The organism is Mesorhizobium sp. B1-1-6, from assembly GCF_006443035.1.
Taxonomy (GTDB): Bacteria; Pseudomonadota; Alphaproteobacteria; order Rhizobiales; family Rhizobiaceae; genus Mesorhizobium.
In genome coordinates, this window is record NZ_VFWR01000035.1 from 1 (window position 1) to 10,706 (window position 10,706).

Annotated in this window: 11 protein-coding genes; 5 read left to right on the plus strand and 6 right to left on the minus strand. The window is 64.0% G+C overall.

Annotation, left to right across the window (positions count from 1 at the left end):
• Positions 1-156: 156 nt before the first annotated feature.
• Genes FJ979_RS32125 through FJ979_RS32820 form a run of 6 tightly spaced genes read right to left on the minus strand, consistent with a single transcriptional unit; the run spans position 157 to position 6,504 of the window.
• The gene (locus FJ979_RS32125; RefSeq protein ID WP_224655845.1) at positions 157-663 is read right to left on the minus strand and encodes a sarcosine oxidase subunit gamma family protein; all 507 of its coding nucleotides are present in this window, start codon (positions 661-663) and stop codon (positions 157-159) included.
• Positions 656-3,604, minus strand: coding sequence for a sarcosine oxidase subunit alpha family protein (locus tag FJ979_RS32130; RefSeq protein WP_348640433.1), 2,949 nt, complete (start codon positions 3,602-3,604; stop codon positions 656-658). The genes FJ979_RS32125 and FJ979_RS32130 overlap by 8 nt, the downstream gene beginning before the upstream one ends.
• Positions 3,601-3,867, minus strand: a complete 267-nt coding sequence (locus tag FJ979_RS32135; RefSeq protein ID WP_140584683.1) for a sarcosine oxidase subunit delta — start codon at positions 3,865-3,867, stop codon at positions 3,601-3,603. Before FJ979_RS32135 ends, FJ979_RS32130 begins: the two co-directional genes overlap by 4 nt.
• Before the next feature lie 12 nt (positions 3,868-3,879).
• Positions 3,880-5,136 (minus strand): sarcosine oxidase subunit beta family protein, encoded by a 1,257-nt coding sequence (locus tag FJ979_RS32140; protein ID WP_140584685.1) that lies wholly within the window; start codon positions 5,134-5,136, stop codon positions 3,880-3,882.
• A gap of 9 nt (positions 5,137-5,145) precedes the next feature.
• On the minus strand, positions 5,146-6,294 hold the full coding sequence (locus FJ979_RS32145; protein WP_140584687.1) for a Xaa-Pro peptidase family protein: 1,149 nt from the start codon (positions 6,292-6,294) through the stop codon (positions 5,146-5,148).
• Between the two features lie 36 nt (positions 6,295-6,330).
• Positions 6,331-6,504 (minus strand): hypothetical protein, encoded by a 174-nt coding sequence (locus FJ979_RS32820; RefSeq protein ID WP_181167224.1) that lies wholly within the window; start codon positions 6,502-6,504, stop codon positions 6,331-6,333.
• Positions 6,505-6,748: 244 nt separating this feature from the next.
• Here FJ979_RS32820 and ehuB point away from each other — a divergent pair, with 244 nt between their 5' ends.
• The 5 genes from ehuB to FJ979_RS32170 are packed head-to-tail and all read left to right on the plus strand — an operon-like array spanning position 6,749 to position 10,558.
• Positions 6,749-7,618, plus strand: a complete 870-nt coding sequence (gene ehuB / locus FJ979_RS32150; RefSeq protein WP_140499283.1) for an ectoine/hydroxyectoine ABC transporter substrate-binding protein EhuB — start codon at positions 6,749-6,751, stop codon at positions 7,616-7,618.
• Between the two features lie 57 nt (positions 7,619-7,675).
• On the plus strand, positions 7,676-8,404 hold the full coding sequence (gene ehuC, locus FJ979_RS32155; protein ID WP_140584689.1) for an ectoine/hydroxyectoine ABC transporter permease subunit EhuC: 729 nt from the start codon (positions 7,676-7,678) through the stop codon (positions 8,402-8,404).
• Complete coding sequence (gene ehuD, locus FJ979_RS32160; RefSeq protein ID WP_140584691.1) at positions 8,401-9,060, plus strand: ectoine/hydroxyectoine ABC transporter permease subunit EhuD; 660 nt, start codon at positions 8,401-8,403, stop codon at positions 9,058-9,060. The genes ehuC and ehuD overlap by 4 nt, the downstream gene beginning before the upstream one ends.
• Positions 9,057-9,836, plus strand: a complete 780-nt coding sequence (gene ehuA, locus FJ979_RS32165) for an ectoine/hydroxyectoine ABC transporter ATP-binding protein EhuA (RefSeq protein WP_140499280.1) — start codon at positions 9,057-9,059, stop codon at positions 9,834-9,836. Before ehuD ends, ehuA begins: the two co-directional genes overlap by 4 nt.
• The gene (locus FJ979_RS32170) at positions 9,833-10,558 is read left to right on the plus strand and encodes a GntR family transcriptional regulator (protein WP_140499279.1); all 726 of its coding nucleotides are present in this window, start codon (positions 9,833-9,835) and stop codon (positions 10,556-10,558) included. The genes ehuA and FJ979_RS32170 overlap by 4 nt, the downstream gene beginning before the upstream one ends.
• The last annotated feature ends 148 nt before the right edge of the window (positions 10,559-10,706 follow it).

A 10,706-nucleotide genomic window follows, 5' to 3' on the forward strand; every position in this document is an offset into this window, starting at 1 on the left:
CAATCGAGGCAGCCGAATGCAGGAACTACTTCGAAAACGCAGGCTACGCTTCCGTCAAGATATGAAACGCTCTAGCGGCCGCTGCGCCGGACAGGTCCAGCTTTTTCCTTACGCAATCGCGAGCGGAAAACGTTACGCACTTTTCCCGGGATTGCTTTAACGCGCGGCGGCAATCCAGTCGGCAAGGCTGATGGCGAAGCTTCGCGGCACGATCAGGTCGCAGCTGCTCTCGCCCGTTCGCAGATAGAGCGCCGGCACGTGATGGATGGACGTCTGTACGGCACGGCCGGGGGCCGAAGCGGCGGACGACCAGTCGACCGGCATGCAGGCAGAGAGAATGTCCTGAAGACGCGCACCCTCCATCCTGAACCGCACCCGGCCTTCACCAAGCAGAACCGAGCAGCCCAATTCCGGATCGATCGCAATGGCGGGCGGTTCCGCGCCTGTCTCGACGATCAGCCAAAGACGGCGGGGCGCGATCCTGACGATGAGGGCGCCAGCGTGCCGAACCGTCTCGCCGACGCTGGCAGGGAGCCTCGCGCCCAAGGCCTGCGAGACGCTCGTTTCGAATCTTGCCAGTGTTCCGTCCCAGCCCTCGATCTGAATGATCGGGCAATCGGAGGCCCACAGGTTGAAGTCCTTCGACAGCACAGGTTCAACCATGCATGCGCTCTCCCTTGGGGTCTAGGAAGACAGAAGGCACGACGCGGGCGCGAACCGTCTCTGTCCGCATCGGGTAGACCGCGATGACCTCGTCTCCTTCGGCCGCGGCATTGCCCGCGAACAGCGCCAGTCCGACATAGTGGCCGAGTTCCGGGCTGAAGGTAACCGAGGTGATCCGACCGCGCCCGTGGCCGGTGACGGCATCGCCAGGCAGGAACACTATGGCGCCTCCGCGCAGCCGCTTGCCGTCCTCGATGCATTCCAGCCCGATGAGGCGCTGGCGGTCGGGTGCCTGAAAGGCCGGACGACGACGCAGGACGTCGCCGACGAATCCGCCGCGTTTGCCGGCCATGCGCCCGAGGCCGAGATCGTCGAGCGTGGTGCGGCCATCGATCTCGGGCCCGGCGACGTGGCCCTTTTCGACGCGCAGCGCACCAAGCGCCTCGACGCCATAAGGTTTGAGGCCGAACGGCGCGCCTGCTTCGATGAGACGGCTCCAGGCCTGTTCGCCGGCGCTGGCGCCGACATAGATCTCGTAGGCGCGCTCGCCGGAATAGCTGAGGCGGATAACGCGCAGGGCCCGTCCGTCGAACCCGGCTTCGATGACGCCCATATGCGGCAGCGTCTCGTTGGAGACATCGAGCGTGGGAAAGGCGGCGGCAAGGACATCGCGGCTTCGTGGCCCGGCGATCGACATCGCCGCCCACTCGTCGCTTACCGAAGAGACCGCGACACGCAAATCCGGCCAGGCGGTGTCGAGCAGGAATTCCAGCCGCGACAGGACATCGGCGGCCCTGGCGGTAGAGGTGGTCATGAAGAAGCGATTTTGCGACAAGCGCGTGGTGGTGCCGTCGTCGAAGACGACGCCGTCGTCGCGCAGCATGACGCCGTAGCGCGCGCGGCCAACGGGAAGCTTGGCGAAACCGTTGGCGTAGACACGGTCGAGGAATATGGCCGCGTCCGGCCCCTGCACGTCGATCTTGCCGAGGGTGGAAATGTCCATCAGCCCGGCGCCGCCGCGCACGATCCGCATCTCCGCGACATAGGCTTCATTCACGTCGCGTCCGGCATCGCGATAGAAATACGGACGCATCCAGAGACCGACCTCGAGCATCTCGGCACCGTTTGCCAGGTGCCAGTCGTGCATCGGCGTGCGACGGACCGGCTTGAAGTGATGACCGACGGCGCGACCGGCCAGCGCGCCGATCGCGACCGCCGCGTGGGGCGGGCGAAAGGTCGTGGTTCCGGTTTGCGCAATCGTTGCCCGGCGCAGCGCCGCCATGGCCGAAAGTGCTGCGAAATTGCTGGTTTTGCCCTGGTCGGTCCCCATGCCGAGCGTGGTGTAGCGCTTCAGGTGTTCTACCGATTCATAGCCCTCGCGATGGGCGAGCTCGACGTCCTTGGTGGTCACATCCATCTGTAGATCGACGAAGGCCTTGCCGCGCCCCGCGGAAGAGATCGCACGAAAGGGAGCGGCCGGGGCCCCTTCGAGATCGAGTTCATCCGGCGCCGGCATGGCCGCCGGTTTTCCACAGAAGCATGCCGCTTCGACGCCGGCGCGGTGGCCGTCCTCGATCGCGTCGGCGGTCGAGAAGCGCCCCATCATCGCGCCGGCGCCGAACTGGCCTGCCGGAAAGCCGCCCGGAACGAAGCCGTCGATGTCGTCGCGATAGACGGGCCTGGCGCCAAGATGCGAGGTGAGATGCACGGTCGGCGACCAGCCGCCGGAGACGCAGACGAAATCGCAGGCGATTTCCGATTTGGCGCTCGGGCCGGCAAGCCGTACGGCCTTCACCGCATGGCTGCCGCGCAGATCGGCGATCCGGGTTCCGGAGCGGATCTCTACGTTCAGGCGTCCGGCTTCCGCCGCCAGACCGGCGGGCGGAGCGCCGCGCTGGTCCGCGACCGTCACTCGCGCGCCGGCGGCGGCGAGGTCGAAAGCAGCGCGATAGGCGCCGTTGTTCATCGTGGCCACGAGGATATTCTTTCCCGGCAGCACGGCGAAGCGGTTGAGATAGGTGCGGGCGGCGGACGCCAGCATGATGCCTGGCCGGTCGTTGTTGGAGAACACCAGCGGCCGTTCGATAGCACCGGCGGCAAAGATGATCGAGCCGGCGCGAAGCACGGTGAAAACCTGCCGCGCAGCGCCTTGCGCGACCTGGCCGTCATGCCGCTCGATCAGCCCCAGCGTGTTGCCGTCATAGGTGCCGAAGGCCATCGTCTTGCGCATCAGGGTGACGTTGGGCTGGCCGGCAAGCTCCGCCTCGATCTTTGTCAGCCAGGCTGCCGCCTTGCCATCGGTGCGCTCGGCAAGAAGCTGGCCACCGAGCAGAAAGTCCTGTTCGACGAGGACGACCCTGGCGCCGCTGGCTGCCGCGGCGCGCGCCGCCGACAGGCCGGCAGCGCCGCCGCCGACGACTGCAACATCGGCAAATGCATGCCCGGTCTCGTAACGGTCGGGATCGGGTTCGGTGCCGGCACGGCCCAATCCCGCGGCTTTGCGGATGAAATGCTCGTAAAACATCCAGGCGCGGCGGGTCGGACCCATGAAGGTCTTGTAGTAGAAGCCGGCGGAAAGGAGGGGCGCAAACAGGCCGTTGACGCTCTGCACGTCGAAGGCAAGGGACGGCCAGCGATTCTGGCTTTCGGCAGTCATACCTTCAGCCAGTTCCAGTGTCGTGGCCGGAAGGTTCGGTTCGCGCCGTCCGCCGCTTCCGAGCGTAACCAGCGCGTTGGGTTCTTCCGGGCCGGCCGAGAAGATGCCGCGCGGCCGATGGTATTTGAAGCTGCGGGCTGTCAGCATGAGCCGATTGGCAAGCAGCGCGGAAGCAAGCGTATCGCCTCGATAGCCGCCCAGCTCGCGGCCGTCGAATGTGAAGCGGAGCGGCTGCGTGCGGTCGATACGGCCGCCGGCGGCCAGACGATTTCCAATCATTTTCATGCTGGCATGTTCCTGGCGAAGCCGACCGATGCGATAGCGTGGTTCCTCGTGTCGCGCTCGATGACCAGCCATTGCCGGCAGCCGGTCACATGCTGCCAGAATTCCCGGTGCAGCCCCGCCGGGTTCTTGCGCACGTAGACATAGCGGTACCACGCCTCCGGATCGGGATCGTCATGCGCCGGGCGCACCGCGGAAGCGTCGCCGCCATAGCGGAACTCGTCATGGTCGCGCGGGCCGCAGCATGGGCAGTCGATGCGAAGCATTTCTCTCGCTCTCTATTGCAGCCAGGCCGAGGGGCCGGCGCCGGCCTCGTCGAGCGTGTGGCCGGTCCGGAAACGGTCGAGCGCGTAGGCGGCGGTCAGCGGATGCGGCTTGCCGGTGGCCAGCATATGGGCAAAGCACCAGCCGGAGGCCGGCGTCGCCTTGAAGCCGCCATAGCACCAGCCGCCATTGAGATAGAGCCCTTCTATCGGGGTCGGGCAGATGATCGGACTGGCGTCCGGCGTCATGTCCATGACGCCGCCCCAATGGCGCAGCAGCCTGACACGCGAGATGCAGGGCATCAGGGCTATCGCCGCCTCCGCCACTTCGCCCACGACGCCGAGATTGCCGCGCTGGGCGTAGGAATTGTAGCCGTCGAGATTGCCACCGAAGACCAGCCCGCCCTTGTCCGACTGGCTGACATAGAAATGGTCTGCGCCATAAGCGACGACGTGATCTACCAGCGGCTTGAGCGGCTCGGTGACGAAAGCCTGGAGCACGTGGCTTTCGATCGGCAGTTCCAGGCCGGCCCTGGCGGCGAGGAGCGAAGTATGGCCTGCGACGGCGAGGCCGACCTTGCCGGCGCCGATGCGGCCCTTGCTGGTCTCGACACCGACGATCCTTTCGCCGTCGCGGACAAAGCCGGTCACCTCGCAATTCTGGATGATGTCGACCCCGTGGCCGTCGGCAACGCGCGCATAGCCCCAGGCAACGGCATCATGGCGGGCGGTGCCTGCGCGGCCTTGCAAGATCGCACCATGGATCGGAAATCGCGCGGTTTCGGAGAAATCGAGATAGGGTACCAGCCGGCGCACAGCGTCGCGGTCGAGTATGTCGGCGTCGATGCCGTTCAGACGCATGATGTTGGCGCGATGGCTGAATGTGTCGAGTTGATCGGCCGAATGGGCAGTGACGATCTGGCCGCGCTGCGAAAACATCACGTTGAAGTTCAGCGCCCGCGACAAGCCTTCCCACAGCTTGACCGAGAATTCGTAGAACTGGGTGTTGCCGTCAAGCAGGTAGTTGGAGCGGATGACGGTGGTGTTGCGGCCGACATTGCCGCCGCCGACATAGCCCTTTTCCAGAACGGCGACATTGCGGATGCCGTGGTTCTCGGCGAGGTAGAAAGCCGTCGCAAGGCCATGCCCGCCGCCACCGACGACGATCACGTCATAGGCGGGCTTCGGCTCGGCCGCGCGCCAGGCGCGCGGCCAGTTCTTCTGGCCGGAAAGGGCATTGCGGAAAATCGAAAACGCCGAATAGCGAGCCATGTTCATGGTCTAGCGGACGATCGGGCCGGCCGGGGTGCGGGTCAGCACTTCGGCCCCCGCATCGGTCAGCAGCACGGTGTTGGAGATGAAATGGTCGCCGCGGCCGGTGCCCATCAGCCAGGACAGGATGTGGAAGCTCATCCCGGTCTCGATTTCGAGATCGGAATCGTGCCTGAGGCCCGTCACCGAATTGCCGCCGGTCCATGAGGGCGGCTGGCCGATGCCGACGAGATAGCCGCAATGATGGCGGCGATAATGCGACAGGCCGGCCTCGTCGGCGACGCCTTGCCAGGCGGCGTAGATATCGCGCGCCCTGGCGCCTGGCTCGAGCGCCCTGACGACGGCCTCGAATGCCTTGGCCGTGACCTCGGCCATGGCGGCATCTTCGTCCTTGATGTTGCCGATGCGGATCAGCCGGCCAAGCGGCGCGTGATAGCGCGAGACACAGCCCGACAGTTCGACGAAGACCGGCTCGCCGCTGCGATAGATGCCGTCGCCCCAGGTCGTGTGCTCCTCGCCGAGCCGGGCGGCGGGCCGGATGAACGGGCCGAAGCCCGGCGCGTGGCCGCCGGCGCGCACCATCGCCGCCACGCATTGGGCGGCAACCTCCTGCTCGGCGGCGCCGTCGGAGATGGCAGCGATGGCGGCACCTGCCCCAGCATCCGTGACCTTGGCGGCGCGGCGCATCAGCACCTGTTCCTCGGCGCTCTTCACCAACCGCATCTTGTCGACCAGTCCCGAGACGTCGCTCCACTTGGCGTCGGCCTGCGCCTCGAGCTTCAGGGCGAGGCCGTGGCTGAGGCCGGAGGTCCAGTTTTCGATGCCGATCCGTTTGCCGGCCAGGCCGAGTTCGGAAATGACGCGCGCGGCGAGGTCGGCCGCGGTCTCGCTGTCGGAGTGACCGCGGAATTCTGCTGCCTTCACCTGATTCTCGATCGTCACCTTCTCCATCGACCGGGTGACCAGGATAGGACGCCGGTCGAGCGTGACGATCAGGAGGTGCGGCGCGAAATAACCCCAATGGTCGAGGCCGGTGAGGTAGAAAACAGTCTCCGGCGAGGCGAAGACGACGGCGTCGAGCTTGCGCTCTGCCAATGCCGTGCGAACTTTCGACAAGCGGCCGGCGATCTCGGCTTCGGAAAAGGGATTGCGGTCCATTGAGGTGTCCTTGAGTTGCCGGTCCTGGGCTGATGGTCAGTCGATGAAGATGGGATCGCGGGTCACGTCGCAGAGCCGCTCGCCGCCGCCTTCGCTGGCGCTGGGATCCTGGCAGATGATGAGATCGAAGCCGGCCTTTGCCATGCGTTGCTTCACGTCGGCCAGGCGCCGCGCGTATTCCGCCTTGGTGGGCCCGCCCGACGCGTCCAAAGCCGTTTTCCTTCCTGCCCTCATCCAAAGGCGGTTCGTATCCGCATCGAGAAAGCACACCTTAATTGTGCACAACTTGCGCATCACAAAGCCGCACAATCAAGCCCAGTGGCGATTTTTCCAGATTCGTACAGTGCGTCTTGCGATATGTCCAGATGAGTTGTATACGTCTTAGTGCGCTTGACGCGATGGTGGAGAAACATCGTTCGAGCCCGATAATTATCGAAGAAGAAAAGGGGAAAGCATGTTCACGTCACAGATATCCCGCCGCGCGCTCGTGAAGGCCGCCGCCTGTCTTGCGCTCGCCGCGACCGCATTCACGTCACTGCCGGCCCATGCCGAAACGACGCTCGAACGCGCCAAGAAGGACGGCTATATCCGCGTCGGCTTCGCCAATGAGGCGCCGTTCGGTTTCGCCACGCCTGACGGCAAATTGACCGGCGAAGCGCCGGAAGTCGCCAAGGCGGTGCTCGCCAAGATGGGCATTGCGCAGGTCGACGGCGTGCTGACCGAATTCGGCTCGCTCATTCCGGGTCTCAAGGCCGGCCGCTTCGACATCATCGCCGCCGGCATGTTCATCAATCCCAAGCGCTGCGCCGAGATCAATTTTTCCGAACCGTCCTATGGCATCGGCCAGGCCATGCTGGTCGCGAAGGGCAATCCGAAAGGCGTGAAGGACTATTCGAGCATCAAGGACAATCCCGATCTCAAGCTCGCCGTGATGGCGGGCGCCGTCGAGGGGGGATATGCGAAGGACGCCGGCGTTGCCCAAGGACAAGTCGTTTCCTTGCCCGACCAATCCAGCCTGGTCGCGGCGGTCCAGTCTGGCCGTGCCGATGCTGCCGCGCTAACCGCGCTCTCGATCGCCGATATGGCCAAGAAGGCCGATGGCGTCGAATCGACCAAGCCCTTCGGTGAAGTTGCCGGCAAGTCGGTGAAAGGCCATGGCGGCTTCGGCTTCCGCAAGGAGGACACCGATCTGCAGGAAGCGTTCAACGCCGAACTGAAGAAGTTCCTCGGTACGCCGGAGCATATCGCGCTGGTCGAGCCGCTCGGCTTCGGCAAGGACTATCTGCCGAACAAGACGACTGCAGAGCTCTGCAAGGGCGAATAAATTCCCAACTGCTGGGCGGCGTGAAAGCGCCGCCCTCTTTTTTCCTCGGAGAAGCAGATGGGTATCCGCACGCTCGTTGCCATGCTGGTCGTTTCGCTGGCCGTGATCGCGGCGCTGGCGACGCAGGAGACATACAGGCTGTTCCTACCGGGACTATTGCAGGGCGCCGTCCTGACGATCGAGATCGCTGTCCTCGGCAGCCTGCTGGCGGTCGTCATGGGCGTGCTCGCCGCGCTGGCGCGCATGTATGGTCCAGCGCCGCTGAGATGGCTGGCGACGGTCTATGTCGAAATCTTTCGCGGCACCTCGGCGCTGGTGCAATTGTTCTGGCTGTTTTTCGTGCTGCCGCAATTCGGGGTCACGCTCGACGCGTTTCCCGTCGCGGTGCTGGCGCTTGGCTTGAATGTTGGCGCCTATGGATCCGAATGCGTGCGCGGCGCAATCCAGTCGGTCGCTCACGGCCAATGGGAGGCGGGAACGGCGCTCAACATGAGCCGTGCGCAAATGCTGCGCCGGATCATCCTGCCCCAGGCCTTCGTCGCCATGATCCCGCCCTGGGGCAATCTGTTCATCGAGCTTTTGAAATCGACGGCGCTGGTTTCGCTGATCACGCTCACGGACCTCGCCTTCAAGGCGCAGCAGATGAACCAGAACACCTTCAAGACCATTCCCATCTTCACGCTGGTGCTGTTGATGTATCTCGCCATGTCGCTCACTGTTTCCATCGGCATGCGGCTTCTCGAAAGGCGGGCCTCGCTCGGTCTGGCGCGGGGGAGGGCGGCGTGATCTGGGATTGGAGTTTTGCCGCCGAGATCCTGCCGGTGCTCGCACGCGCCGCCGTCGTCTCGATCGAGGCGACGCTGCTCGGCTTCGTCATCGCGGCTTTGCTCGGGCTGGTCCTCGCGGTAATCCGTATCGCGGTGCCCTGGACCGGCTGGACGATCTCGGTGCTGGTCGAACTGATCCGCTCGACGCCGCTGCTCATCCAGATCTTCTTCCTCTATTTCGTCTTTCCGAAATTCGGCGTCGTGCTCGACGCATTCACGGCCGGCGTTCTGGCCATCGGCATTCACTACGCCGCCTATTGCTCGGAGGTCTACCGCGCGGGCTTCGACAACATCCATCGCGGCCAGTGGGAAGCCTCGATCGCACTCAACCTCTCCTCCTGGACGATCTTTCGCGACATCATCATCCCGCAGGCGATACCGCCGATCGTGCCGGCGCTCGGCAACTATCTCGTCGCGCTGTTCAAGGAGACGCCGCTGCTGTCGGCCATCGCCGTGCTGGAACTCATGCAGACGGCCAAGATCATCGGCTCCGAGACTTTCCGCTACACCGAACCGATCACGCTGGTCGGCCTGTTCTTCCTGGCCATGAGCCTGGTTTCGGCCGCGCTCATCCGTGCCCTCGAACGCCTGCTCAACCGAAGGACCGCGCGATGACCGAACAACCGATGGTCCGTTTCGACAATGTTTCGAAGCGTTATGGCGCGCTCACCGTGCTCGACGGGCTGAACCTCGAAATCGCGCGCGGCGAGAAGGTTTCCGTCATCGGACCGTCCGGTTCCGGCAAGACCACGGTCTTGCGCATGCTGATGACGCTGGAGACGATCAATGACGGCGTCATCTGGGTCGAAGGCGAGCCACTGACGCATATGAAGCAAGGCGGAAAGCTGGTGCCCGCCAATCTTGCCCATATCCGCCGCATCCGGGCGAAGATCGGTATGGTGTTCCAGTCTTTCAACCTGTTTCCACACATGACGGCGATGGCCAATTGCATCGAGGCGCCTATGACCGTGCTTGGCATGAAGCGGGCCGATGCCGAGGCACGGGCGGCCGAGCTTCTCGACATGGTCGGGCTGTCGCAGAAGAAGGATCATTATCCTTCCCAGCTTTCCGGCGGCCAGCAACAGCGCGTCGCCATTGCCAGGGCGCTGGCGATGCGGCCCAAGATAATGCTGTTCGACGAGGTGACGTCCGCGCTCGATCCGGAACTTGTCGGCGAAGTGCTGCAAGTGATAAGGCAAATCGGCCGCGAGCATGATCTGACGATGCTCATGGTCACCCACCAGATGGGCTTCGCCAAGGAATTTTCCGATCGCGTCTGCTTCTTCTACCAGGGCAAAATTTGCGAGCAGGGGCCGCCGGCAGAGCTTTTCGGCGCACCCAAGAATGAGCGGACGCGGCAGTTTCTGCACGCTGTCCTGGAGGCTGGATGACGCTTGATACGGATGCCTCGGCCAAGACCGTGCCGCCTTCGCGTCCGCTTTCGGCGCGCGAACGGTTCGAACGCATCTACCTGATTCTGCGCGACCGTATCTGCCTGCTCGATTATCCGCCGGGGAGCCGGCTCTCCGAGGAAGAACTCGCCCAGGAATTCGAGATCAGCCGCACACCGGTCCGACGCGTGCTGGCGCGGCTCGAGGCCGAAGGGCTTGTGCAATCGGTCCACGGCGTCGGTACGATCGTTACCGACGTCGACATCGAGGAGTTGCAGCAGGTCTACCATCTGCGACTGGAACTCGCGCTGCTGGTCGGCAAGCTTTCGCCAATTCCCCGAACGGCGGTCGACCTCGATCGCATTCGAGCGCTCATCGCGCGCTGCGATTCCGATATGCTCAATCCGGATCAGCGTGCCTTCCTGCAGCTGAATATGGACTTCTTCACTGAACTATCCGGCATGACCGGGAACCAGCCCCTGCGCGAAATAAGCGAAAGGCTGTATTTTCAGGTTGCGCGCGTAGTCCTCAAGATGATGCCGCAGCTCGGCCTTGTGGAGGAGTTCACGGCCTTCCGGCGCGAAATGGAGGAAGTGCTGGCCGCCGCGGAAATCGGAGACTGGGAATCGATCGGGCACATCAGGCGAGCCCATATCTCGATGAGCTTTCGGCGCATGGTGCGCCATGCCGGCCGACATGATGAATTTGACGGCAAGACCTGACGGTCGTCCTTTGGCACGGTGACGCAGCTTGTCATCCCGGCGCCGAGAAGCGCTGCTGCTCCGTCCTCTTATTTAGAGCATTTCCTATTTTGGGAGAATCGTAGGATTCCCAAAACCGGATGTTTGTGATTCAAGATGCTGGCTGGAT

Bases quoted from the DNA above. Each gene is read 5' to 3' on its own strand.
- FJ979_RS32125 (WP_224655845.1), bottom strand. From the start codon at position 663: ATGGTTGAACCTGTGCTGTCGAAGGACTTCAACCTGTGGGCCTCCGAT.
- FJ979_RS32130 (WP_348640433.1), bottom strand. From the start codon at position 3,604: ATGAAAATGATTGGAAATCGTCTGGCCGCCGGCGGCCGTATCGACCGC.
- FJ979_RS32135 (WP_140584683.1), bottom strand. From the start codon at position 3,867: ATGCTTCGCATCGACTGCCCATGCTGCGGCCCGCGCGACCATGACGAG.
- FJ979_RS32140 (WP_140584685.1), bottom strand. From the start codon at position 5,136: ATGGCTCGCTATTCGGCGTTTTCGATTTTCCGCAATGCCCTTTCCGGC.
- FJ979_RS32145 (WP_140584687.1), bottom strand. From the start codon at position 6,294: ATGGACCGCAATCCCTTTTCCGAAGCCGAGATCGCCGGCCGCTTGTCG.
- ehuB (WP_140499283.1), top strand. From the start codon at position 6,749: ATGTTCACGTCACAGATATCCCGCCGCGCGCTCGTGAAGGCCGCCGCC.
- ehuC (WP_140584689.1), top strand. From the start codon at position 7,676: ATGGGTATCCGCACGCTCGTTGCCATGCTGGTCGTTTCGCTGGCCGTG.
- ehuA (WP_140499280.1), top strand. From the start codon at position 9,057: ATGACCGAACAACCGATGGTCCGTTTCGACAATGTTTCGAAGCGTTAT.
- FJ979_RS32170 (WP_140499279.1), top strand. From the start codon at position 9,833: ATGACGCTTGATACGGATGCCTCGGCCAAGACCGTGCCGCCTTCGCGT.